We start from the raw sequence: 21,950 nt of genomic DNA on the forward strand, positions 1-21,950 counted from the left end.
AACGCGGCGTCAGTAGACGTACTCGCTCTCGTCGATGCCGACGTAGTTCTTCTTCACCCGGCGCTTGTTCCACTTGTAGCCGAGCAGGAGCTTGGCCGACTCCCAGCCGGAGCGGTACGGCTGCGAGAGCAGGCTGCCGCCCGCCTCGGCGGCGAGCATCGCGTCCGCGGCGCCGATGACCCGGTTCCAGTCGTCCGGCTCGTACTCCGCGACCATGTCCGCCATCGTCACGTTGCGGACGACCTCGTCACCGATCGCCTCCTTCCAGCGGCGGTTGTAGGCGGCCAGGTCGCCCTCGGCGGCGAGTTCCCCGGCGATCGCGCCGGTGCGGACGGCGACGTGGTCGCCGCCCTCGTGGAACGCCGAGGTCGTCCCCATCGCGCCGCCCGCGACCGCGATGCCGGCGTCGACGGGCGAGTCGATCGGCCGGGTCGACGAGATCGGATACGTCTCCGTCCCGTTCCGCTTCCCGGCGTCCTCGACGACCGGGAACTCCTCTCCGACGTCGTATTCGTCGCCGTACTGCCACTCTAAGAGGCGACGGATGTACTCGCCGCCCTGCGGGATCGACTCGTCGTCCTCGTGGAGCAGCGCGTACTCCGAGGCGTCGACCTCGTCGATGTCGAGGCCGATCGGCATCGTCAGCCCGACCCGACAGACGCGGTCCGCGTTCGGGAAGATCCACGGGTACGCGGTCTCGCCGGGCATCACGCCCCACCAGAAGACGAGGGCGTCGTTCACTTCCTCGAACACCTCTTCGGGGACGCGCCGGTACTCCTGATAGGCGATGTGGTTCGCGGTCCGGGAGGCTAACCGTTCCGAGGCCTGCGCGTCCGCGGGGAGGTACTCGTCTAGGACGCGGTTCGTCACGGTCCGCTGCGGGCCGTCGGCGAGGACGACGAAGTCGGCGCCGACGGTCCCCCCGTCGGCGAGTTCGAGCGTGTGTCGCGGGTCGTTGTCGTCCGGGGTCACCGAGAGATCGGTGTCGACGCCGCGGACGGAGGTGCCGACGCGGTACTCGGCGCCCGCGTCCTCCGCGCGGTCGCGGAGCCAGTCGTCGAAGCGCGCACGCTGGAAGGTGTACCCGAACTTGTCGTACGAGGAGTCGATGCCGGTGGCGGTGAGCGTCGCCGACTCGTCCGGGCCGCGGAACTCCGCGCGGTTCAGCTCGCGCTGGACGACCCCGTCGTCGAACTCGTCGGGGTGGATCCCCATGATGTCCACCCAGTAGTCCAGGATTCCGGCCGCGTCGGTTGAGTCGGGACCGAGGCGGTCGCGGTCGGCCCGGGGGACCCCCTTCTCGATGACCAGCGCGTCCGCTCCGCCGGTCGCCGCCGCGTGCGCCGCGGACGACCCGGCCGGCCCGCCGCCCACGATCGCGACGTCTACGCGTTCCATACCCCGTGAGGTCTCTGTCCGGCTATTAAATTCACGGTCCCCGATGCGGATCGGTCTCGGCCGTTGCTCCGGGGCGATTCTCGGCGACTTTGAGGGTCCCTCGGCGCCAGTCCGTCCTCGTCACGCCGGTGCCCGATTGATCACGTTCGATGATTAACGGTAAGAGCGGCAGAGAGACACGTTTTTACACGGTTGGGGATCTCTCTCAGATATCAATGGCACGCGAGACGTGGGCAACGCGGATGGGGTTCATCCTCGCCGCGGTGGGTAGCGCGGTCGGGCTGGGGAACGTCTGGCGGTTCCCCTTCATCACCGGCCAGTACGGCGGATCGTCGTTTCTGATCACCTACTTAGCGTTCGTCGCGCTGATCGGGTTCCCGGCGATCCTCGTGGAGTTCGTCATCGGGCGGCGGACCGAGAGGAACCCCGTCGGCGCGCTGCGGGAACTGGGGAGCGGCGTCTGGTCGTACGCCGGGTGGCTGTTCGTCGTCACCGGCTTCGTCATCCTCTCGTACTACAGCGTCGTCGCGGGCTGGTTCCTCCGGTACACGCTCATTGGGATCACGGAGGGATACACGCTGACCGATCCGTCGGAGGCGAACGCGCTCTACCAGTCGGTCTCGGCCGGTCTCGACGCGGTCGTCTTCCACGCCTTGTTCATGCTGCTCGTCGTCGGCATCATCGCTGCCGGCGTCAGGCGCGGGATCGAACTCAGCGTGAAGGTAATGGTGCCCGCCATTCTGGTGTTGCTCGTCGGCCTCGCCGCGTACGGATCGACCCTCGATGGCGCGAGCGCGGCGTACGCCTACTACCTCTCGCCCGACTTCGGCACGATCGCCGCTAACTGGACGGAGATCCTCCCCGCCGCCGCCGGACAGGCGTTCTTCACCCTCTCGCTCGGAATGGGCGTGATGATCACGTACGCCTCCTATCTCGGCGAGGACCGGAATCTCGCGGCCGACGCCGGGGCCATCGCGACGATCGACACGCTCGTCGCAGTCCTCGTCGGCTTCGTCGTCTTCCCCGTCCTCTTCTCGGTCGGTATCGAGCCGGGGACGGGCGGTCCCGGCGCGATCTTCGTGAGCCTCACCGCCGCGTTCGCGGGGATCCCCGGCGGTCGAGTCCTCGGAATCGTCTTCTTCGGCATGGTCGGGATCGCGGCGCTCTCCTCCGCGATCAGCATCCTCGAAGTGCTCGTCTCCTACCTGATCGACGAGGTCGGCGTCGCTCGCGTGCCGGCCGCGGCTGCGGTGGGCGCGGCGGTGTTCCTGCTCGGCGTGCCCGTCGCGGTCGACACGATCTTCCTCGGTCTGTACGACGGGCTCGCGTACGGCATTCTGCTCGTCCTCGGCTCGCTGCTGCTCGTGCTGTTCGTCGGCTGGGTCGTTCCGGATCTGGGCCGCGAAGAGCTTCGGAAGGGGATCGCGGACGTCGGCGGCCTCGACGTCGCGTGGATCTGGGTCGTTCGGCTCCCGGTCGCTATCGTCATCCTCGTCTCGCTGATCCTCGGCGTCACCGACTACGTCGACTTCCTCACCGGCGGCTTCGCAGACTGGCTGGCGGCGCGGTAATCTGGCAGCGCGGTAAGCCGACGGCGCGGTGGCCGCGGTCGCGGGGTCGACCTCTCGCCCCGCCTCAGACGTGTTCCTCTCGCGGCTGGACCACGACGAAGCCGCCATCGCCGTCGAAGCGCATCTGGTAGCGCTCGCCGGACTCCTGACCGATCATGTCCGAGAGGCTCCGGTTGACTTCCACGTCCGGCGAGGTACCGCTCCACGCGACGGTCGCGCTCGGGTCGGTCGCCACGGGCGGTTCTAAGACGATCGGGTCGCCGTGGGTGGTGAGCGCGACGTACCCCGGTCCTTCGAGGTAGACGTTGCTGAAGCCCCCAGCGAGCGCGCCGGCGAGGCTGTCGATGGCGCTGATCTCGTAGGAGAGCGATTCCTCGAACGCGAGCACGTCCTCGCCGTTGACCGTGATCGACTCGCCCGCGTCGAGCTCGACGACCTGGACCTTCTTCCCGTCGTCGGCGAAGTAGACGTGGCCCTGTCCCTCGACGGCCATGATCGGCGTCCCCTCGCCGGTGGCGGCCTCCTTGAGGAACCCGGTGATGCCGCCCTCCGCGGAGGCCTTCCCGGTGAACGACACGTCGCCGGTGAACGCCACCATCGAGCCGGCCTTCGCCATGACGGTGCCGTCGACGTCGACGTCGAGGGTGTAGCTGTTCTCGCGCTGGAACGGTTCCGCGCTGTCGGTCGGTGCGTTCTCGGCGGTGAACTCGTCTAGGTTCATGGTACGGGGACCGAACCGTTCGGTTCGGCTGTACGGAGATTCCGCGGTATCACTTAAGAACCTACGGGAGACTCGGGAACGTCCGACACCGATCGGCCGCGTCGCCGTCGGTCAGTACACGACCAGCGAGAGGTACAGCTGGCCGATCCCCGCGACGACCATCACGACGCCCGCGATCCGCTTCAGCAGCCCGGCGTGAGCCATCACCCGGTTCGCGTTGCTGACGAGGCCGACTCCGGTCGCGACGGTGGTCGCAGCCATCAGGACCGCGACGGTGCCGGCGTAGACGGCGACGACGAGGAGCGCCGCCTCGGACGGGAGCGCGATCGCGCGGGCGACGACGCCGAGGAACACCGGCGCGACGCAGCCCGCCCCGGCGAGCGCGTACCCCGCGCCGAAGACCCCGAAGCCGAGGACGCTCGACCGCCGCTCGGGAAGGGGAACCGATATCGACGGCATCCGGCCCGAGACTACGAGCAGCCCGAAGGCGATTAACAGCCCGCCGACGAGCGTCTCGAAGACGGTGATGTTCGACAGCGTCGAGTAGCCGACCCGGACGGTCGCGCCGGCGAGCAGCGCGAACGTCGCTAACACGCCGACCGCAGCCGCGACGCCGCGGGCTCCGGCCCCGAGGACCGAGGCGGAGTCGGCCTCGACGGAGTTCACATAGAAGCCGACGTACCCCGGGAGAAGCGGGTACGCGCACGGCGAAAAGAACGTTGCCACGCCCGCGGTCACGGCGAAAGGGACGTTGGTCGCGAGCGAGACGTCGGTCATCGGGACTCAGTCATCGCCGACCACGCGCTCGATGCCCGCGACGAACTCCTCGGTGGTGTGGGTGCCGGAGGTCGCCCAGCGCACGCGCCCGGAGGCGTCCATGGCGCGTGCGCTCGGATATCTGCCGACGTTGAGTCGCGCCGCGAGTTCGGCCGAGACGTCGGCCGCGACGAGCCAGTTACCGTCGTGTTTACGCCACCAATTCACCACCTTGTCCTCGCTGATCCTCTCGCCGACAGGTTCCGTCGTCACGGAGACGAACAGCACCTCGTCGCCGATCCGATCGTGGGCCGCCGCGAGGGCCGGCATCTGCTCGGCGCAGGGCGGACACCACGTCCCGAAGAAGTCGACGAACGTCGGCCGGTCGGGCGCCGGAAGCGTCACCTCACCGTCGCGACTGCCCGGTGCCTCGATGGTGTCGAGCGTCACCGGCTCGATCGGCTCCGACCCGCCGCTGGCGCCTTGACTACCGGCTGACTCGCCACCGAGGGCGTCCGGCACTCCGCCGGTCGCGACGGCGCCCGCTCCGCCGAGGACGCCGACGCTCGCGAGCCCGGCCAGCAGGTGCCGTCGCCTCACGCCGTGACCACCCGTCGGAAGTCGTCGACGATCCGTTCCACGTCGGTGGCCGGCCCGCGCGGGTACGCGCGCTCGACGATCCCCCGCTTGTTTACGAGGAGGATGAGCCCGTAGTGCGGGAACGTGTACTCCAAGCTCTCGTAGTCGTTGTCGAACGCCTTCTCGATTTTGAGCCCGAACTCCTCGTCGAACAGCTCCTGTCCGCGCTCGTACGTCTCCGGGCGGAGGAAGTGCCAGTTGCCGGCGTCGAGGTCGACGCCCCGCTGGTCCGCGTACTCCCGGAGGACCTCGGCCGTGTCGCGCTCGGGGTCGAACGTGGTGGGGAGGAAGGCCGCCTCGTCCTCGAACCCCTCCTCGGCGGCGACCTCCTGTGCGCGCCGAAGGCGGAGGATGAGCGCCGGACAGACGCCGTCGGGACAGTGGGTGTAGAACATCGTCCACAGGAACGCGCGCTCGCCCTCGAACTGCGCCGTCGATATCTCTTCGCCCGTGATCGGGTCGGGCACGGTGAACTCGGGCATCTCGTCGCCTTGGATCGGGTGAACAGGGTCTCCCCGAGTCTGCTCCGGCGGGCCGAGGATCGTTCCCTCGGGACCGGACTCGCCGAGGACGCCGGCGCAGCCGGCGGTGGCTGTCGCGCCGGCGGCGGCGCCGGTGGCGGCGAGCGAGCGGAGGAAGTGGCGGCGGTCCATGTCGTTGTCCGACCTACGTGGTCGCTCGTAAATGAACCCCGCGGCTGGTTGCGCGCGGTGAACACGACCGAGAGAGTTGGAACATCGACCGTAGCGGCCAGAGACGAGGCGGTATTCGGCGTTTCTCGGATAGACGAACGTCCGGAACCCCCGTGGTACCGTGCCCCTCGCAAGGGTTATCCCCGAACGGGCTGTACGTTTATTCGCAATGGCAAACGGTAAGGTTGATTTCTTCAACGACACTGGCGGCTACGGTTTCATCTCGACTGACGACGGCGACCTCGACGACGACGAAGACGTGTTCTTCCACATGGAAGACGTCGGCGGCCCGGACCTCGAGGAGGGTCAGGAAGTGGAATTCGACATCGAATCGTCCCCCAAGGGACCCCGCGCGACGAACCTCGTCCGCAACTAACCCCCACGTAGCGGACGGCGCGTCCGCACGCACTACCGGATTTCGGCTGTCGCTCGACGCGATCGACGCCTATCTCCGTTTCTTTCACACTTATTACACCTCGACGAGCGACGGCGCTCGCCCGGACGGGTGCCGCGATCGACCGTTTAAATACGAGCGCGAGCGAATCGCTCGGTAGTGAGCGATCCGATCCCGACCGGCTGTCGCCCGGTCGACGAGCTGTTGGGCGGCGGCTTCGAGCGCGGCGTCGTCACGCAGGTGTACGGGCCGCCGGCGGCGGGGAAGACGAACCTCGCGCTCGCCGCCGCGGTCGAGGTCGCGGGCGGCGGCGACCGCGCCCTCTACATCGACACAGAGGGGCTCTCGATCGACCGCTTCGAGCAGATGGCTGAGGGGCGGCTCGACCGGGGCGACGGCGACGACTCCCTCGAGGAGCTCGCCTCGCGGCTCGTCATCTCGGAGGCGTACGACTTCCACGACCAGCGCGAGGCGGTCCGCGACGCCGAGGAGCTCGCCGAGGAGGTCGAGCTGATCGTGTTGGACTCCGCGACCGGCTTCTACCGCCTTGAGCGCGCCGGCGACACCGAGGGCGGCGAGTCGCTCCGCAAGGTCGCCAAACAGGTGACGCACCTCCTCTCGCTCGCCCGGCGTCACGACATCGCCGTCGTGATCACGAACCAGGTGTTCACGGACCCGGAGGGCGACCGCGACCGCGCGCTCGGGGGCAACACGCTGAACCACTGGACTGGCGCGATCGTTCGGGTCGACCGGTTCCGCGGCGGGAACCGTCGGGCAACTCTGGAAAAACACCGCTCGAAGCCCGCCGGAGACACCGCGACGTTTCGGATCGTGGGCGACGGGCTCGCTGAGGGGACCGACACCTGAGCGTCACGAGGGACGAACCGAAGCGGACAGCGGCGGAGGCAAAGACGGGGGACCGAACGCTCGTAGCGACCGATCGAGGTCCGTTGACAGCGTCGAGATCCGTCGACGGGGTCGGCGAGCAGGTCGGCGGTGTCGGTGAGCAGGTCGACGGCGTGACGACTGCGCCCGCCGATTCGGGCGCCTATCGGCTCACAGCTCGCCGAGCTTGCGGAGGAGCTGGCCGCGGTACTCCTCGTCGGCGTTGACGCCCTTGATCTCGAGGACGTTCCGCTCTAACTTGTCGAGCGCGACGTGGAAGGCGTGTTCGGCGCCGTACCCCTCGCCGGAGCCGCCGACCTGGCCCTCGTTGGTGCGGAGGCGGATCTGACACTGGATCAGGGGCGTGCCGCGGAGCTTCTCCTTGTGCGCGTGGAGCCGGACGTGCGCGTGGATGACGTGCATGTCCGCGTACTTGTCCGCGACCTGCTCGATGGACTCGACGATGTGTTCGCGGGTGGTTCCCTCCAGCAGGTCGACGTTGGTGATCTGGACGTCCATCGAGTCCTGCTCGGTGAACGTGAGCGCGCGCAGCACGTCGGTCTTCGTCACCATCCCGGCGACGGTGTCGGCGCCCTCGGGCGTGACGACTAACCCGGAGACGTCGTTGTCGAACATGCGCTGGACGACGGTCTGGGCCGTCTCGTCGTGCGCCGCCGTGACGACCGGGCTCGACATGATGTCGTAGACGGGGATGTCGAGCATGCGGTCGATGTCGCCCGCGCGATCGCCGCTGCCCTGGCGCTCCTGGTCGCGGACGACGAACTCCACGATGTCGTTGGTGGTAACGACGCCGACGAGGTCGCCGTCGTCGTCGAGGACGGGGAGCCGGGAGACGCCGTTCTCGCGGAGGCGGTTGATCGCGCGGCCGACGCTCTCCGTCTCGCCGATGCCGATCACGTCCTCGGTGGCGATCTGGCCCACGGTGATCGCGTCGAGGCTGTCGAGGACGGCCTCGAGGATCTGGTCGACCGTGACGATCCCGAAGAGCTTCTCGCCCTCGTAGACCGGCGCGATCTTCACGTCGCCCTCGACGAGGAGCCGGGCGGTCTCGCGGACGTCCTCGTGGCGGTCGACCGAGGGCGCCGGCTTCATCACCGCCGACACCTTCGTGTCGTCCTCCATGCGCGAGCGCATGAGCTGCTTCTCGCCGACGACGCCGGCGTACTCGCCGTCCTCGACGACGACGATCCCCTTGGGGTTCTCTCGCTCGAAGATAGAACGGACCTTGGCGAGCCGCTCGTCGACGTCGACCTCGACGTATTCCGGCACTGCGATATCAGAGATGTTCATAGTCCGTTCTGAGGATTCGACGGGCCGGGTATTGAAAGTGCGGGAGTCGTCGCGCGCGGCGGCGACCGTCGTCTGACGGTCGAAATTCGCCTGAAGGTATTTGGGCGTCGCCGACGAAGTCGGGACGTGAAGCTCTCGACCGCGCTGATCGCCGTCGGCGTCGCGCTGATCGTGATTCCGCTCCCCGTTCCGATCCCCTTCGTCGGCGTGATCGTCGGCACCCTCGCGCTGCTGGCCGGGCTCGTTCTCCGGCTGTTCGGCGTGTGAAGCGCCGCGCTCCCGGCGTGTGAAACCTTTTTGCCCGTTACCGTCACAGAGAGAGGCGTGTACGACGCCGTCGTCCTCGACAACGACGGGGTGTTGGTCGGGCGGACGCCGTTCGACACGCTCCGCGAGGCCGCGTGGGACGCGTTCGTGAGCCTCGGCGTCGAGGATCCGGACCTCGCGCACGTCGACGACGTCGCCGTCGGCGTCGACCCCGCGACGCTGACCGACATCTGCGAGCGCTACGGGGTCGACCCGGCGGAGTTTTGGCGTGTCAGAGACGAGACGGCGGCCGCGGCGCAGATCGACGCCGCGCGGAGGGGGCAGAAGACGCCGTACGACGACGTCGACGCGCTCCGCGCGCTGGACGCCTCGCTCGGCGTCGTCTCCTCGAACCAGCAGGCGACCGTCGACGCGCTCCTCGACCACTTCGGGCTGGCGGGCCGCTTCGAGGTCGCGTACGGCCGCGAGCCCTCGGTGGCCAGCCTCTCGCGGAAGAAGCCCTCGCCCTATTACATCGAGCGCGCCCTCGAGGACCTCGGCGCCGAGACGGCGCTGTTCGTCGGCGACAACGAGTCCGACGTTCGCGCGGCCGACAACGCCGGCATCGACTCGGCGTTCATCCGCCGTCCCCACCGGCGGTCGACGGAGCTCTCCTGTCATCCGACCTACGAGATCGGCGACCTCCACGACCTCGTGAGCATCTGCGGGCGGGCCCCCGAGGCGGACGACTCGGCCTGAGGGCGCCCGCCGCCGCGGCGACGGTGGCCGTCGGCGGCGCCTGGTCCGAACCGCTTTTTGACCGCCCCACGCGATTCGTTCGTATGAACCTCCCGCCCGTCGGCCTCGGAACGATGGGGATCGACGACCCGGACGCGGTCGCGACCGCGCTCTCGCTCGGCTACCGCCACCTCGACACCGCCCGGATCTACGAGAACGAGACGGTCGTCGGCGAGGGGCTCGCAGCGGGGCTGGCCGGCGGGGAGTTCGACCGCGAGGACGTGACCGTCGCGACGAAGCTGTGGATCGACGACCTCGCGGCCGACGCGGTCGCGCCCGCCGCCCGCGAGAGCGCGGACCGCCTAGGCGTCGACGCGATCGACCTGCTGTACGTCCACCGGCCGCGCGGCGACTACGACCCGGAGGCGACGCTGCCCGCGCTCGACCGGTTGGTCGACGAGGGGCTCGTGCGGAACGTTGGCGCCTCGAACTTCGAGCTCCCGGACCTCGACCGCGCGGTCGACGTCCTCGACGCGCCGCTCGCGGCCCATCAGACCGAACTTCATCCGCTCTTTTATAAACCGAAGCTGCTCGATCACGCCCGCGAACACGGCTATCCGGTGGTCGCGTACTCGCCGCTCGCCGGTGGGCGAGTTCGCGAGGTCGACGCCGTCGTCGAGGTCGCGGACGCGCACGGGACGACGCCCGAGGCGGTCGCGATCGCGTGGGCGACCGCGAAGGATCCGGTGGTGACGATCCCGAAGGCCTCGTCCGAGGCACACCTCCGCGCGAATCTCGCCGCGGCCAACCTCGAACTGACCGAGTCGGAGGTCGCCGCGATCGACGCCGTGGAGCGCGAGGCGGAGCTGTTCCCGGAGTGACCGATCCTCATACGTGGATCAAATCCGGGATGAGACGAGTTCGATGACCACGATCCCGCGTCATTTTTATCGCGGGGGCGACGACGGTCGCACATGACGGAGATCATCGACGGGGAGGCGGTCGCGGCGGACGTGCGCGACGCGGTCGCCGACGAGGTGGCGCGGCTGTCCGGCGAGGGCGTCGAGCCGGGGCTCGCCACGGTGCTGATGAGCGACGACCCGGCCAGCGAGACGTACGTCTCGATGAAACAGCGCGACTGCGAGGAGGTCGGCATCGAGAGCGTCCACGTCGAGATCGACGCCGACGCGCCGGCCGAGGAGCTGTACGAGACGATCGACGACCTCAACGATCGCGACGATGTCCACGGGATCTTGGTCCAGCTTCCGGTCCCCGACCACGTCGACAAGCGGACCGTCCTCCGACAGATCGACCCGGAGAAGGACGTGGACGGCTTCCACCCGGAGAACGTGGGGCGCCTCGTCGCGGGCGACGCCCGATTTAAACCCTGTACGCCGCACGGCGTCCAGAAGCTCCTCGACGCCTACGACGTGGAGACCGAAGGCGCGGACGCGGTCGTCGTCGGCCGTTCCGACATCGTCGGCAAGCCGATGGCGAACCTCCTGATCCAGAAGGCGCCGACCGGCAACGCGACCACGACCGTCTGTCACTCGCGGACGGAGGACTTGGAGGGGAAGCTGGCCGGCGCGGACCTCGTCGTCGCGGCCGCGGGCATCCCCGAGTTCGTCGACGGTTCGATGCTGAAGGCGGGCGCGACCGTGATCGACGTGGGGATCAACCGGGTGGACGCGGACACGGAGAAGGGGTACGAGCTCGTCGGCGACGTGGAGTACGAGTCGGCGAGCGAAGTGGCGGGGGCGATCACGCCCGTCCCCGGCGGGGTCGGCCCGATGACGCGCGCGATGCTCCTTTATAATACGGTGAAGGCGGCCGGGCTCCAGCGCGACGTCGACGTGAACTTGGACTGAGACTGCGAGGCAGCGGATTCGGCCGGTTCGCTCGCGGTCGTTTATAAATAGTTGAACAGGCGTTTATAAATAGCTGATAGCGGAGCGGCGGCGAATACCTCCAAAGTCCCAGCCGCTCGGCGATACGTGACTGGCTCTCGACAAGCGGAGACCGCCTCCAAAGCCCCAGCCGCGAGGACTCGCGCGGCTTGCTGTCGTTCGAGACGCCGCCGGCGTCTCGTGATGACGAAACGGCTTCGCCGTTTCGAACCACGCTCCTCGCTCGTTCGCTTCGCTCACTCGCTGCGGTGCTTGCGGCGCCGTGCTTCGCCCTCGCGGCTGCCCCTTTGTATCCCGCCCCGCCCAGCACAGCAACCGCGCCTCACGCCTCCCCAGCCTCGTCGGTCGCCTCCGCTTCGCTCCGGCGACCGACTCCCTCGCGCGTGCTTCTCGCGCCCGAGGGGCGCTCGAAGGCACGCGCCACCGCGTCTGTTTATAAACAATCGCTCGTTGCCGCGACTCCCGTTCAGTCGTCGTCGGCCGCGGCGGCGTGGTTCCGGATCTCGATCCGGTCTTCGATTTCTGGGTTGATGCCGTGTTCGCGGGCGTACGCCGCCAGCACCTCGTACTGGATGTCGGCCTCGTCGATCCGGTGGCGTTGGGCGAGCGTCGGGTACTCGTGTTCGGAGTGGAGCAGATACTCCGAGACGGCGACGGTGTAGCGCGCGTCGGGGTCGATGGGCTCGCCGCCGACGGTGGCCTCCAGGATGAGTTCGGCGTCGTCGTCCCAGACGACCCGGGCGTTCGAGACGTGGCCGTGCCACCAGTCCTCCTCGCCGAAGTCCACGTCGGGGGCGGCCATCTCGCGGAACACGTCGTGGAGTTCCGCGCCGGTGACCGAGGCGAGCGCGACGGGCTCCTCGAACGGGATCAGGGAGATTAGGTCGGCCTTCGTCACGTCGCCCGCCCACGGGTCGCCCTGTCGGAGCCCGCCGGCGTTCGACAGCCCTACGTCGGCGTCGTGGACCCACCGGAACGCGTCCGCGACGAAGTTGCCGACGCGGCACTCCCCGCCGTGGACCACGTCGCCCGACCGCTCGATCGGCTCGTCGACGACGTCGACGGTCTCGTCGAGGTCGGCCGCGGCCATCCGCTCCGCCAGCGCGTCCGCGAGGTCGGGCGCGGGGTCGGCCCCGTCGGGCTCGTGAAGCGTCGCGATCGGCGGGTCGGCGTCGAGATCGATCTCGGCCACCGTCTCCCCGTTGACCCCGGGTCGGACGAGCAGCGTGTCCGCGACGACCTCGTTCCGGCGGCTGTGGACGTGGCCGCCGAGGATCGCGTCGACGTCGAGCTCGCGCGCGAGGTCGTCGTCGCCCGCGCCGAGGTGCGAGAGGACGACGACGTGATCGAGCGGATCTGTATCCGCGTCCCCCTCCTCCCCGCGCTCGGCGACCGCCGTGCGCATCTCCGCGAGCGCGTCGCGCGCCGCGGCGACCGGGTCGTCGAAGGAGAGCTCCGCGGCCATCGGGTTCAGCGAGTCCGTCGCGGGGTCGGTGACGCCGACGAACCCGACCGTCTCCCCGTCGACCTCGCGGGTCGCCCACGGGACGACGCCTTCGTCGCGGCCGAACGGCTCGCCGTCCTCGTCGCGGACGTTCGCGGAGACGAACGTCGCGGGCGAGTCGGCGACGAGGCCGCGGAGCGCGTCGGGACCGTAGTCGAACTCGTGGTTGCCGAACGTGTCGAAGACGGTGTCAGTCGCCTCGTAGAAGTCGAGGACCTGCCTCCCGGTCGCGACCAGCGAGAGGACGCCCGGCGCGGTCGTGTCGCCGGTGCCGACGACCGCGGCGTCGGGGCCCGAGAGCGCCCGCACCCGACCGGCGAGGCGGGCCGCCCGCTCCGGGGCGTCGAAGACGTTCTCGATGTCGGAGTAGTGAACGAGGCGGACCATTCGTTGGCCGAATGGAAGGGCGAGCCGGGCTTAAAAAGCGCGGAGTCGGTCTGCCGCTGCGGTCCCTCGGTCGTCGGCCCGTGATCCCCGCTCGCACACGCGCGGGTCATTGAAAGCGCTTTTATGGATGTCCGGACTACGACGGGGCACAGCCTCTGTGGGGTCGATGATGTGCCGTTCCGTTAGGGACCGACCACGGGACGGACACGCGAGCCTACACGGAGGATAGGAGAAACATATGCCCGTTTACGTAGACTACGACACCCCGGCGGACCTCGCGGAGCGATCCCTCGAAGCGCTCGAGGTCGCCCGAGACACCGGTACAGTAAAGAAAGGAACCAACGAGACCACCAAGGCCGTCGAGCGCGGCAACGCCGACCTGGTCATCGTCGCCGAGGACGTCTCCCCCGAGGAGATCGTGATGCACCTCCCCGAACTCGCCGAGGAGAAGGGGATCCCGGTCGCCTTCGTCGACACGCAGGACGAGGTCGGGCAGGCCGCCGGCCTCGAGGTCGGCTCGGCCGCCGCCGCCGTCGTCGACGCCGGCGACGCCGCCGACGACGTCGAGGACATCGGCGAGAAGGTCGCGGAGCTCCGATAACCACCCATGAGCGCAGAAGAGGGCACCGGCGACTCGACGACCGCGGAGGTCATCGAGGTCGTCGGCAAGACCGGGATGCACGGCGAGGCCATGCAGGTCAAGTGCCGCATCCAGGAGGGATCGAACCAGGGCCGGATCATCACCCGGAACGTCCTGGGTCCCGTCCGTCTGGGCGACGTGCTCCAGCTGCGGGAGACCCAGCGCGACGCCGACTCCATCGGAGGCCGATAACCAATGGTCGAGACACGCACCTGCGATTACAGCGGTGAGGAGATCGAGCCCGGCACGGGCACGATGTTCGTCAAGAAGGACGGCACCGTCCTCCACTTCGTCGACTCGAAGGCGGAGAAGAACTACTTCCTCGGCCGCGAGGCGCGCGACGTCGAGTGGACCGAGGAGGGCCACCGAGCCGGAGGCGACGAGCAGTGAGCCACCACGACGAGCGCACCTTCGTGATGGTGAAGCCCGACGGCGTCCAGCGCGGACTCATCGGCGAGATCGTCTCTCGCTTCGAGGACCGCGGGCTCAAGCTCGTCGCCGGCAAGTTCGTCCGGCTCGACGAGGAGCTCGCGAAGGACCACTACGGCGAACACGAGGACAAGCCGTTCTTCGACGGCCTCGTCGAGTTCATCACCTCCGGCCCCGTCTTCGCGATGGTGTGGGAGGGCGCGGACGCGACCCGCCAGGTCCGCGCGATGGTCGGCGAGACCGACCCGACCGAGTCGCCGCCGGGCACGATCCGCGGCGACTTCGGCCTCGACCTCGGCCACAACGTGATCCACGCGTCGGACCACGAGGACGAGGGCGCCAACGAGCGCGAGATCGACCTGTTCTTCGACGACGAGGAGCTCGTCGACTACGACCTCGACACCTCGGCGTGGGTGTACGAGGACGAAGACCACTGACGCCGCGGCTCTCGGAACTTTTCACTTTTCGCTGCGCCCGACGCCCGCCGAGCCCTCGCTCAGTCGACACACCGCGTTTCCGGTGAATCCCGCCCGGTGACTCGTCGCGGTCTCTCGGTTTCCGTGAGGAATCTGCTTATAAGTCGACCGTGAACGTCCACGCCCTCTCAGGTGTCGACCGCGATCGCGGTCCCGTCGTCGGCGACCACGATCACCTCGTCGCCGCCGTCGCCCGTGACGTCGGCGAACAGGGGGCCGCCGTAGGCGACGACGTCGCCGGCGTCACCCCGGGCGATCACCTCGCCGCTCTGGGTCATCGCGAGCACCCCGCCGGCCCGGTTGACTACCACCGGCGCGCGCTCGCCGTTCCCGTCGACGTCGCCCATGCGCGGCTCGTTGATCCGGGTCGACGCGCCGTACTGCTGTTTCCAGACGACCTCGCCGTCGAGGAGGTCGACCGCCCACACGCTCCCGGAGCCGCCGACGTACACCCGCCCGGGGTCCGAGTCCCCCACGGCGATCGGGCGGTCCTGGAGCTTGACGTCGTACCGGTCCGACCCGTCGCTCGCCTCTACGGTCTCGATGTTCCCGCTTGCGCCGCCGAGCGCAAGCACCGGCCCGTCGCGGCTGTCCGCGGCGTTCCAGCTGAGCGGGTTCACGCTCGGCTCGGTCGTCCAGCGCGTGCCGCCGTCGCCGTCGAGCATGTGAACCGTCGCGGGGTCACCCGCGGTCGTCAGCACGGCGAGCCCGCCCCGCTCGCCGGCCTCGGCGTCCGGCTCGACGATGAGCGGCCGGCGGCTGATCTCGCCCGACAGCGAGGCGTCGGCGACCGGATCCCCCTCGCCGTCGACGACGCGAACGCCCCCGTCCGTCGTGACCGCGGCGACCTCGCGGCTCCCGTCGCCGGTGAGGTCGCCGATGGCCGGTCGGAGCCCGGCGGGGCCGCCGAGGTCGACCGCGAACCGCTCCGTCCCGTCGGTCGCGTCGACGACGACGAGTTCGCCCGACGCCGTCGTGAGCGCGACCACCGGGTCGCCGCCGAGGGTGCTCGCGGTGAGGCCGCTGACGGCGACGGGACCGCCGTCCGCTCCGTCGGAGTCGTTCCCGTCGGCGTCTCCGCCGCCACCGGTGCCGTCCCCGCCGCCGCGCTCCGCGTCCGGTCCGGAGACCGGAACCGTCCACGGGGTCCGGTCCGTCCCGGCGACCGTCGCGGTGACGACTCGCGACCCGTTCTCGACCGCGGGCCGGAGGAGGAGCGGGTCGCCGTCGACGGTCGCGACCACGGCGCCGCTGCCGTCGTCGCCCGCGGCCGGCTCGGACTCCCACACGACCGTGGCCTCGGTCGTGACGTCGTCGACGCCGACGAACGCGAACAGCGCCACGCCGACGCCGGTCGCGCCGCCGGCCAGCAGTATCAGCGTCGCGAACAGGACGCGTCGGTCCATTTGAATCCCCTTCGGGCGTCGCCGTGAAACGGTTGTCGGATGCGCGCCTCGGTCCGCGGCGGTCGGGAGACGCGTCGGGAGGCGCGCCAGGAGACGGTGCCTACCGCTCCAGCAGCGTCGCCACGTGGTCGGCGTGCGCCTCGCCGACGAGGTCGCGCAGCGTTGCGGGGTCGCGCTCGCCGTCGGCGTTCACTAAGTAGACGGCGCCGTCGCGGTCACCGTAGACGCCGTGGAGGTCGTAGACGAACCCGTAGACGGTCGCGTCCGCCGCTTCCTCGCTCTCTCGGGCGAACGCGACCTGCTCGTGGACGTTGTACTCGACGAGCCGGTCGCGGACCGAGGTATCGGCACTGCTGGCCGGTTTCTCTGCCGCGCCGTCGACCGCGCCCTCGCCGTCCGCCCCGTCGCCCTCCTCACCGACCACGGCCGGGTCGTTCAGCCCGGCCTCGACGATCGGTAACAGCGCCTCGACGTCGGCGCGGACGCCGGGCTCGGGCGGGAAATCGCCGGTTCGAGCCGCCGTGAGCGCGGCGGCGATCGCGCCGCAGCCGGTGTGGCCGACCACGGCGAGGACCTCGGTGTGGGTGTGCCCGAGCGGGTACGCCACGCTCCCGTCGAGAACTCGCTCGCCGTCGACGAGGGTGCTCACGCTGTTGCCGATGGCGCCGGAAGTGAAGAGGAACCCCGGCTCCTCGACGGCGAACATCCCCTCCTGGGAGACGCGCGAGTCGGAACAGCAGACGGAGACCACGCCCGGGCGCTGCCCTTCGCGGTGGTTGTCGAAGGATCCGGACGGCAGCGCGGCGACGTGGTCGTCGTTGCGGTCGAGGAGGTCGACGAGTATCGCGCGGTGCATACCGTCTCGACCCGGCGGGAGAACAAAAGCGTCGGGGCGGGAGGACTCTCGGGACGCGGGCGATCCGCGCCGAGGGGGCGGCCCTGTCAGGCGACGAGTCCGACCGCCGCGACCAGGAACCCGACGACGAACACCGCGATGAGCGCGACCGTCGCGATCACGACCGCCGGCGCGAGCGCCTCCTCGTTCTCGTCGAGAACGAAGTCTTCCATGTTCTGCATGTCCGGAGCGTCGTCGCGGCGGGATTTGAACGCTTCGACCGAGGCCGCGCTACCCGCCGAAACGGTCCGTCACTGGTCGAGCCAGACGTTGTTGTAGTCGCTCAGGACCCGCGGGTTGTACTGCGAGCGCGGGTGGGCGACGAAGTCCTCGACGTAGTCGCGGACGCCGATGGAGACGCGCAGGCTGTAGCTGGGCAGGTGGACCCGGTCTTCGAGCACCGTCGGAATGATCGACTCGTACAGCTCCCGACGCTCGTCGATGTCGCTGGCGCGTCGGGCCTCGATGATGTCGGCCATGAGGTCGTCGTTCTCGTAGTAGGTTCCACTGGTGGCGCCGACCTGACCGTCGTGGAACAGGTTGTACACGTACGAGTCCGGATCGGGACCGCCGAGCCACCCCAGCGCGTACATGTTGTAGTCGTCCTCGTTGCCCGTGGTGTACGAATCGAGGAACGTCCCCCAGTCGTACCGGCGCACCTCCGCGTCGTAGCCGGCCTCGTCGAGTCCGTTCGAGACGGAGATGCCGATCTGTTCGCGGAGGTCGTCCGGCGGGACGATGATCCGGAAGTTGTAGTCCTCGGGCACGCCCGCGTCCGCGAGCAGCTCCGCGGCGCGGTCGACGTCGCGGTCGTGGCCGATGTCCGCCCACTCGTCGGTCGGGAAGTCCCACGAGTCCGCGACCGGGAGCGGCACCGGCGCGTAGTTGCGCTCCCCGGCCGGCTCGATGAAGTTCGAGACCGCCTGGTCCATCGAGACGGCGTAGTCGATCGCCTCGCGGACCTGCGGGTCCGCCGTCGGCCCCTCGTTACAGTTGAACGCGATGTAGTAGTAGGAGATGCCGGGCTCGGACTGGAGCGACATGTTGTCCGCGCTCTGGACCGTCTCCCACGTCTGGGGCGTGATCCCGTCCGCGACGTCCGACTCGCCGGTCTCCAAGGAGACGACGCGCGTCGTGCTCTCCTCGACCGGCTCGAACCGGAGCCGGTCTAAATGCGGCAGCGTGTCGCCCCAGTAGTCGTCCCACTTCACCAGGTCGACGAACTCGCCTTCGGTCCAGTCGTCGAACTCGAACGGCCCCGAGCCGACCGGCGATTCGAGGTTAAACGCGTCCTTGTCCTCCTCCCGGACCGACTCGGGGACCACGCTCCGCGTCAGCGCGAGCGTGTAGAAGGGACCGTACCCGTACTGGAGGTCGATCTGGACGGTCCGGTCGTCGACGATCTCGATCGCGTCGATCATCTCGACGTCCGGCGCGTTGGCCGTCTCCTCCTCGACCGGCGCGAGCAGCGAGTACCTGACGTCCTCGGCGGTGACCGGGTCGCCGTTCTGGAAGCGCGGCCCGTCGCGCAGCTCCACGACGTACCGCGTCCCGTCGCGCTCGACGGTCGGCTCCTCGCTGGCGAGGTGCGGGACCGGGTCCGTGCGCTCGTCGTAGGCGTACAGCGGCTCGAACACCTGCGAACACACCTGCTGCGAGTAGATGTCGTTGACGACGATCGGGTCGAACTCGATCGGCGACACCTGCTGTGAGTACACCAGCTCGCCGCCGCTGACGGGCTCGCTCTCGCCGTCGGCGCCGTCGTCGGTTCCGTTGCCGTCGTTTCCGCCGGTACCGTCTCCGGCCGTTCCGTTCCCGTCGCCGTCGGAGCCGCGGCCGGCGCACCCGGCGACCGCCCCCGCCGTCACTCCGGTCGCGAGGCCGCGAAGCACGCGCCGCCGCGACTGGTCGAGTTTCCGTGACATTGCCCGCCGTTTCGCCCCGATATATAAATCAACGTACACACGGGCAGCGTTCGACCCTACGTCGGACAACCGGAGACAATCTCCGCTACTTCGCCGTTGCCGACGTGTTTTTGTGCGTCGGGCGAGGCGGATACGCCAAGATGCCACGCGAACAGTACCAGACGAAGCTCGAGGGGCTCCGCGACGACGTCCTCTACATGAGCGAAGTGGTCGCCGAGCGGCTCCGCATGGGGCTCGACGCCCTCGAACGGCAGGACGAGGAGTTGGGCGAGGAAGTGATCACCGGTGACGCCGAGATCAACGACCTGTACCTTGAGCTGGAGGGGCAGTGTACGGACCTCATCGCGCTCCAGCAGCCGGTCGCCGGCGACCTGCGGTTCATCGCGGCGTCGTTCAAGATCATCACCGACCTCGAACGGATCGCGGACCTCGCGACCAACCTCGGCGAGTACGCCAAGCGGGCGGACCGCGAGGTCTTCCCCGACGTCGACGTCCAGCGCATCGGGGACGACACGCTCGCGATGCTCCAGGAGGCGATGGACGCGTACGCGGAGTCGGACCCCGAGCGCTGTTACGCCGTCGCCGAGTCGGACGACGACCTCGACGCCGCCTGCGAGGCCGCGAGCGAGCTCGTCGTCCGCGACCTCATCGAGCGCGACGAACTCCGCGAAGAGGAGGACGTGGAGGGGACGATGCGGAACGTCTCGCGGCTCCTCCTCACGATCCGCGACCTCGAACGCGTCGGCGACCACGCGGTGAACATCGCCGCCCGGTCGCTGTACATGATCGAGAACGACGACGAGCTGCTGTACTGATCTGAGTCTGTACCGACCGGGGACGAGGACTCGCCGCGTCGGCGGGCCGTCCGCGACGTGTCACCGAGCGTGACGCTGTCCCCGGCTTATATCCCTCCGACCGGAGACGGCGTACACATGGTTCTCGGAGCAATCGTCTCGTTCGTCGTCGCGCTGTTAGTCGGTGGATTGGGAATTTACGTCAGCGGACGCGTCGTCGCGGGCGTCAACGACTACTCGCACGCGGTTATCACGGCGCTGCTCGGCGCCCTCGCGTGGGCGATCGGATCGCTGATCCCGGTGATCGGGTCGGTGGTCGCGCTGGTCGCGTGGGTGTGGGTCATCAAGTGGCGCTACCCCGGCGGCTGGAAGGACGCGGCGATCATGGGGCTCGTCGCGTGGGCGGCCGCCTTGGTCGTCATCGCCGTCCTGAACGGCGTTCTCGGTCTCGGAATCAGCGCGTTCGGCGTCCCCGGCGTGTGAACCGCTCGTCACGGCGCCCGCGGCGACGCGGTGCGCGTCAGACCGCGACCCACCACGCCACGGCGACCGCGACGCCGCCGAGGATCGAGCTCAGGACGGCGTGTCGGCGGAGCCGGTCCCGGAATCGGTGGCCGTCGGCGTCGTGGTCCGCGGCGTCGACCGGGCACGTCTCGCTCCCGGTGGTACACTCCGGCAGCAGATCGACGGCGACGTGAAGGAACACGCCGGCGGCGATGCCGAAAAGGAGCCCGCGAGGTCCGCTCTCCGGCGAAAGCCCGGCGATGCCGACCGGGAGGGCCACGATGCCGACCGCCGCGGCGGGCAACAGCAGGGTGACGACGGACTGCCCCCGCTCGGCGAGGCGACGGGCCGCGGCGTACCCGGCGGGCGCCTTGTGCGAGACGAGCGCGACCCCGAGGACGGAGGTGAGCGAGGGCATCGCCGTGTAGATCGCGCCGATGATCGCACCGGCCGAGAGCGCGTGAACCGTCAGCTCGGCCGTCGTTCGATCGACGGGGAGATCCAGATGGGTGAACCGGTGTCCGACCGTGTGACCGGCGTACCCGCCCAGGAAGCCGACCGCGATGCCGAGGCTGCCGAGTCGACCGTGCTGGCCGAGCGCCTGCGGGATCAAGAAGAGCGCGGCGCTGGTCACCATCGCGCCGCTGGCCAGCCCGTACCCCCAGACCGGCTCCAAGGGGTGGCTGCTCCGCACCGCACGCGCGCCGAGCGGTGCGCCGACCGCCATCGCCGCGAACGCGGTCCAAGAGACCGCTACGAGCTTCCAATTAACCCCGTCGGCTATCGCCGCCACCGACAGGAGTACCAGTGCTATCAGTCCGGCCGCTCCGACGGCTCGTTCCCGGCCGGCCGTCGATCGATCCATCGCAGCTTGGGAGAGGTGTTCTCCGGTCACTATTGTACAGTAATAACTAAACTGCCCGAATTAATAAAAACTTCGGGCACGTCTTCGGACCGGACGTGGGCCCGCGGCTACGAACCACGAACCCGGCTGTATCGGAGATTTAAACGGCAGGCTCTGTCGAAATCCTTCGGAAGTGCTACATTCTGACCGGGCGTGGTCAGTACAGGGGTAGCGGCGAGCGATTTCGGGAGTAAGTGTAGTACATCGTGAGCGAGGTTGTTTATAAACCAGAGCGCGGTGTTGCTGTCGGCTGTTTATAAGTGACTGACGCTGCTGGGATGGCGATCTCCAAAGCCCCAGTCGCGACGGCTCGCGCGCCTTGCTGTCGTTCGAAAGGCGCGACGCGCCTTTCGTGATGACGAGACGCCGGAGGCGTCTCGAACCACGCTCCTCAGTCGCTCGTTTTACTCGCTCCTTGCGGTGCTTACTGCGGCGTGCTTCGCCCTCGCGACTGCCCCTTTGAGTCCCACCCCGCACCGCACAGCGACCGCACCTCACGCCTCCCCAGCCTCGCGGTTCGCGCTCTGCGAGCGCTCACCGCGTCCCTCGCGGGCTGGCTCGCGGCCTCTGCTTCGCTCCGGCCGCTCGCAGGCGCGCCACCGCACCCCTTTTATAAACCCTTGTCGCCGTCGCTCGTGGTTTTTAATACGACATCGCGGCCGCCGATCTGCGCTACCCACTCCGCACTTGATCAAGAAGCACCATTCAGCGACCGGGTTTTTCATCCCAAGTTATATTTGAAGAATAGGGTTTCAACAGGGCCAAACGGCTCTAAAGTGCCGGAATCGGAGCGAGGGGTATCGGCGGCGCACCCCCGTCGAGCGGGCT

General features: G+C 68.9%; 25 protein-coding genes. 13 read left to right on the top strand and 12 right to left on the bottom strand.

Features of this window, described 5'->3' with window-relative positions; all coding sequences use genetic code 11:
• Positions 1 to 9: 9 nt before the first annotated feature.
• Positions 10 to 1,398, bottom strand: a complete 1,389-nt coding sequence (locus B378_RS0113590; RefSeq protein WP_017344320.1) for an NAD(P)/FAD-dependent oxidoreductase — start codon at positions 1,396 to 1,398, stop codon at positions 10 to 12.
• Positions 1,399 to 1,613: 215 nt separating this feature from the next.
• Here B378_RS0113590 and B378_RS0113595 point away from each other — a divergent pair, with 215 nt between their 5' ends.
• A complete protein-coding gene (locus tag B378_RS0113595) occupies positions 1,614 to 2,969 on the top strand; it encodes a sodium-dependent transporter (protein ID WP_044965888.1) in 1,356 nt (451 codons plus the stop codon).
• Between the two features lie 64 nt (positions 2,970 to 3,033).
• On the opposite strand, the gene B378_RS0113600 is transcribed toward B378_RS0113595, so the two are convergent.
• The 4 genes from B378_RS0113600 to B378_RS0113615 all read right to left on the bottom strand — a co-directional run bounded on the left by B378_RS0113600 (position 3,034) and on the right by B378_RS0113615 (position 5,738).
• Entirely contained in the window at positions 3,034 to 3,690 is a 657-nt protein-coding gene (locus tag B378_RS0113600; RefSeq protein WP_017344322.1) for an AIM24 family protein, read from the bottom strand.
• Between the two features lie 111 nt (positions 3,691 to 3,801).
• Complete coding sequence (locus B378_RS0113605; protein WP_017344323.1) at positions 3,802 to 4,467, bottom strand: cytochrome c biogenesis protein CcdA; 666 nt, start codon at positions 4,465 to 4,467, stop codon at positions 3,802 to 3,804.
• 6 nt (positions 4,468 to 4,473) lie between these two features.
• The gene (locus B378_RS0113610; protein WP_017344324.1) at positions 4,474 to 5,046 is read right to left on the bottom strand and encodes a TlpA disulfide reductase family protein; all 573 of its coding nucleotides are present in this window, start codon (positions 5,044 to 5,046) and stop codon (positions 4,474 to 4,476) included.
• On the bottom strand, positions 5,043 to 5,738 hold the full coding sequence (locus tag B378_RS0113615; protein ID WP_017344325.1) for an SCO family protein: 696 nt from the start codon (positions 5,736 to 5,738) through the stop codon (positions 5,043 to 5,045). The genes B378_RS0113610 and B378_RS0113615 overlap by 4 nt, the downstream gene beginning before the upstream one ends.
• 208 nt (positions 5,739 to 5,946) lie before the next feature.
• On the opposite strand from B378_RS0113615, the gene B378_RS0113620 reads away from it, so the two are divergent.
• Both B378_RS0113620 and radB read left to right on the top strand, forming a co-directional pair.
• Entirely contained in the window at positions 5,947 to 6,153 is a 207-nt protein-coding gene (locus B378_RS0113620) for a cold-shock protein (protein ID WP_004595330.1), read from the top strand.
• A gap of 177 nt (positions 6,154 to 6,330) precedes the next feature.
• Entirely contained in the window at positions 6,331 to 7,038 is a 708-nt protein-coding gene (gene radB / locus B378_RS0113625; RefSeq protein WP_017344326.1) for a DNA repair and recombination protein RadB, read from the top strand.
• A gap of 189 nt (positions 7,039 to 7,227) precedes the next feature.
• Here radB and B378_RS0113630 read toward each other — a convergent pair whose 3' ends face one another.
• Positions 7,228 to 8,367, bottom strand: coding sequence for a CBS domain-containing protein (locus tag B378_RS0113630; protein ID WP_017344327.1), 1,140 nt, complete (start codon positions 8,365 to 8,367; stop codon positions 7,228 to 7,230).
• 126 nt (positions 8,368 to 8,493) lie between these two features.
• Between B378_RS0113630 and B378_RS17140 the strand changes: the two genes are divergently transcribed.
• From B378_RS17140 to B378_RS0113650, 4 genes are all read left to right on the top strand, one after another.
• Entirely contained in the window at positions 8,494 to 8,634 is a 141-nt protein-coding gene (locus B378_RS17140) for a hypothetical protein (protein ID WP_017344328.1), read from the top strand.
• A 57-nt stretch (positions 8,635 to 8,691) separates the two neighbouring features.
• Positions 8,692 to 9,372, top strand: coding sequence for an HAD family hydrolase (locus B378_RS0113640; RefSeq protein ID WP_017344329.1), 681 nt, complete (start codon positions 8,692 to 8,694; stop codon positions 9,370 to 9,372).
• Between the two features lie 83 nt (positions 9,373 to 9,455).
• Positions 9,456 to 10,232, top strand: a complete 777-nt coding sequence (locus B378_RS0113645; RefSeq protein WP_017344330.1) for an aldo/keto reductase — start codon at positions 9,456 to 9,458, stop codon at positions 10,230 to 10,232.
• A gap of 93 nt (positions 10,233 to 10,325) precedes the next feature.
• On the top strand, positions 10,326 to 11,219 hold the full coding sequence (locus B378_RS0113650) for a bifunctional methylenetetrahydrofolate dehydrogenase/methenyltetrahydrofolate cyclohydrolase (RefSeq protein ID WP_017344331.1): 894 nt from the start codon (positions 10,326 to 10,328) through the stop codon (positions 11,217 to 11,219).
• Positions 11,220 to 11,724: 505 nt separating this feature from the next.
• Here B378_RS0113650 and B378_RS0113655 read toward each other — a convergent pair.
• The gene (locus B378_RS0113655; RefSeq protein WP_017344332.1) at positions 11,725 to 13,149 is read right to left on the bottom strand and encodes a bifunctional UDP-sugar hydrolase/5'-nucleotidase; all 1,425 of its coding nucleotides are present in this window, start codon (positions 13,147 to 13,149) and stop codon (positions 11,725 to 11,727) included.
• Positions 13,150 to 13,387: 238 nt separating this feature from the next.
• On the opposite strand from B378_RS0113655, the gene rpl7ae reads away from it, so the two are divergent.
• The 4 genes from rpl7ae to ndk are packed head-to-tail and all read left to right on the top strand — an operon-like array spanning position 13,388 to position 14,655.
• On the top strand, positions 13,388 to 13,750 hold the full coding sequence (rpl7ae, locus tag B378_RS0113660) for a 50S ribosomal protein L7Ae (RefSeq protein ID WP_004595322.1): 363 nt from the start codon (positions 13,388 to 13,390) through the stop codon (positions 13,748 to 13,750).
• 6 nt (positions 13,751 to 13,756) lie between these two features.
• A complete protein-coding gene (locus B378_RS0113665) occupies positions 13,757 to 13,981 on the top strand; it encodes a 30S ribosomal protein S28e (protein WP_004595321.1) in 225 nt (74 codons plus the stop codon).
• Positions 13,982 to 13,984: 3 nt separating this feature from the next.
• On the top strand, positions 13,985 to 14,179 hold the full coding sequence (locus tag B378_RS0113670; RefSeq protein WP_004595320.1) for a 50S ribosomal protein L24e: 195 nt from the start codon (positions 13,985 to 13,987) through the stop codon (positions 14,177 to 14,179).
• Positions 14,176 to 14,655, top strand: a complete 480-nt coding sequence (gene ndk / locus B378_RS0113675) for a nucleoside-diphosphate kinase (RefSeq protein ID WP_026046299.1) — start codon at positions 14,176 to 14,178, stop codon at positions 14,653 to 14,655. The genes B378_RS0113670 and ndk overlap by 4 nt, the downstream gene beginning before the upstream one ends.
• 167 nt (positions 14,656 to 14,822) lie before the next feature.
• Here the strand turns inward: ndk and B378_RS0113680 are convergent, their stop codons facing one another.
• The 4 genes from B378_RS0113680 to B378_RS0113695 form a co-directional block, all read right to left on the bottom strand.
• Entirely contained in the window at positions 14,823 to 16,100 is a 1,278-nt protein-coding gene (locus B378_RS0113680; RefSeq protein WP_017344334.1) for a PQQ-binding-like beta-propeller repeat protein, read from the bottom strand.
• Positions 16,101 to 16,200: 100 nt separating this feature from the next.
• Complete coding sequence (locus B378_RS0113685) at positions 16,201 to 16,956, bottom strand: carbonic anhydrase (protein WP_017344335.1); 756 nt, start codon at positions 16,954 to 16,956, stop codon at positions 16,201 to 16,203.
• A gap of 86 nt (positions 16,957 to 17,042) precedes the next feature.
• A complete protein-coding gene (locus tag B378_RS17435) occupies positions 17,043 to 17,177 on the bottom strand; it encodes a hypothetical protein (RefSeq protein ID WP_017344336.1) in 135 nt (44 codons plus the stop codon).
• Positions 17,178 to 17,246: 69 nt separating this feature from the next.
• Positions 17,247 to 18,920, bottom strand: a complete 1,674-nt coding sequence (locus B378_RS0113695) for an ABC transporter substrate-binding protein (protein ID WP_017344337.1) — start codon at positions 18,918 to 18,920, stop codon at positions 17,247 to 17,249.
• 140 nt (positions 18,921 to 19,060) lie between these two features.
• Here B378_RS0113695 and phoU point away from each other — a divergent pair, with 140 nt between their 5' ends.
• Both phoU and B378_RS0113705 read left to right on the top strand, forming a co-directional pair.
• Positions 19,061 to 19,735 carry a phosphate signaling complex protein PhoU gene (gene phoU, locus B378_RS0113700; RefSeq protein ID WP_017344338.1) on the top strand — a complete coding sequence of 225 codons (675 nt, stop codon included), beginning with the start codon at positions 19,061 to 19,063 and terminating at the stop codon, positions 19,733 to 19,735.
• Between the two features lie 117 nt (positions 19,736 to 19,852).
• Entirely contained in the window at positions 19,853 to 20,197 is a 345-nt protein-coding gene (locus B378_RS0113705; protein ID WP_017344339.1) for a hypothetical protein, read from the top strand.
• A gap of 37 nt (positions 20,198 to 20,234) precedes the next feature.
• Here the strand turns inward: B378_RS0113705 and B378_RS0113710 are convergent, their stop codons facing one another.
• Positions 20,235 to 20,945 (bottom strand): hypothetical protein, encoded by a 711-nt coding sequence (locus B378_RS0113710; RefSeq protein WP_017344340.1) that lies wholly within the window; start codon positions 20,943 to 20,945, stop codon positions 20,235 to 20,237.
• Between the last annotated feature and the right edge of the window lie 1,005 nt (positions 20,946 to 21,950).

The sequence above is a fragment of the Halorubrum sp. T3 genome, assembly GCF_000296615.1.
Classification (GTDB): domain Archaea; phylum Halobacteriota; class Halobacteria; order Halobacteriales; family Haloferacaceae; genus Halorubrum; species Halorubrum ruber.

Excerpts from the sequence above, each read along its gene's own strand:
- B378_RS0113630 (WP_017344327.1), bottom strand. The coding sequence starts at position 8,367 with ATGAACATCTCTGATATCGCAGTGCCGGAATACGTCGAGGTCGACGTC.
- B378_RS0113605 (WP_017344323.1), bottom strand. The coding sequence starts at position 4,467 with ATGACCGACGTCTCGCTCGCGACCAACGTCCCTTTCGCCGTGACCGCG.
- B378_RS0113595 (WP_044965888.1), top strand. The coding sequence starts at position 1,614 with ATGGCACGCGAGACGTGGGCAACGCGGATGGGGTTCATCCTCGCCGCG.
- B378_RS0113655 (WP_017344332.1), bottom strand. The coding sequence starts at position 13,149 with ATGGTCCGCCTCGTTCACTACTCCGACATCGAGAACGTCTTCGACGCC.
- phoU (WP_017344338.1), top strand. The coding sequence starts at position 19,061 with ATGCCACGCGAACAGTACCAGACGAAGCTCGAGGGGCTCCGCGACGAC.
- B378_RS0113665 (WP_004595321.1), top strand. The coding sequence starts at position 13,757 with ATGAGCGCAGAAGAGGGCACCGGCGACTCGACGACCGCGGAGGTCATC.
- rpl7ae (WP_004595322.1), top strand. The coding sequence starts at position 13,388 with ATGCCCGTTTACGTAGACTACGACACCCCGGCGGACCTCGCGGAGCGA.
- B378_RS0113705 (WP_017344339.1), top strand. The coding sequence starts at position 19,853 with ATGGTTCTCGGAGCAATCGTCTCGTTCGTCGTCGCGCTGTTAGTCGGT.
- B378_RS0113620 (WP_004595330.1), top strand. The coding sequence starts at position 5,947 with ATGGCAAACGGTAAGGTTGATTTCTTCAACGACACTGGCGGCTACGGT.
- B378_RS0113590 (WP_017344320.1), bottom strand. The coding sequence starts at position 1,398 with ATGGAACGCGTAGACGTCGCGATCGTGGGCGGCGGGCCGGCCGGGTCG.
- B378_RS0113695 (WP_017344337.1), bottom strand. The coding sequence starts at position 18,920 with ATGTCACGGAAACTCGACCAGTCGCGGCGGCGCGTGCTTCGCGGCCTC.
- B378_RS0113600 (WP_017344322.1), bottom strand. The coding sequence starts at position 3,690 with ATGAACCTAGACGAGTTCACCGCCGAGAACGCACCGACCGACAGCGCG.
- B378_RS0113650 (WP_017344331.1), top strand. The coding sequence starts at position 10,326 with ATGACGGAGATCATCGACGGGGAGGCGGTCGCGGCGGACGTGCGCGAC.
- B378_RS0113680 (WP_017344334.1), bottom strand. The coding sequence starts at position 16,100 with ATGGACCGACGCGTCCTGTTCGCGACGCTGATACTGCTGGCCGGCGGC.
- B378_RS17435 (WP_017344336.1), bottom strand. The coding sequence starts at position 17,177 with ATGCAGAACATGGAAGACTTCGTTCTCGACGAGAACGAGGAGGCGCTC.
- B378_RS0113710 (WP_017344340.1), bottom strand. The coding sequence starts at position 20,945 with ATGGCGGTCGGCGCACCGCTCGGCGCGCGTGCGGTGCGGAGCAGCCAC.
- B378_RS0113615 (WP_017344325.1), bottom strand. The coding sequence starts at position 5,738 with ATGGACCGCCGCCACTTCCTCCGCTCGCTCGCCGCCACCGGCGCCGCC.
- B378_RS0113645 (WP_017344330.1), top strand. The coding sequence starts at position 9,456 with ATGAACCTCCCGCCCGTCGGCCTCGGAACGATGGGGATCGACGACCCG.
- B378_RS0113685 (WP_017344335.1), bottom strand. The coding sequence starts at position 16,956 with ATGCACCGCGCGATACTCGTCGACCTCCTCGACCGCAACGACGACCAC.
- B378_RS0113670 (WP_004595320.1), top strand. The coding sequence starts at position 13,985 with ATGGTCGAGACACGCACCTGCGATTACAGCGGTGAGGAGATCGAGCCC.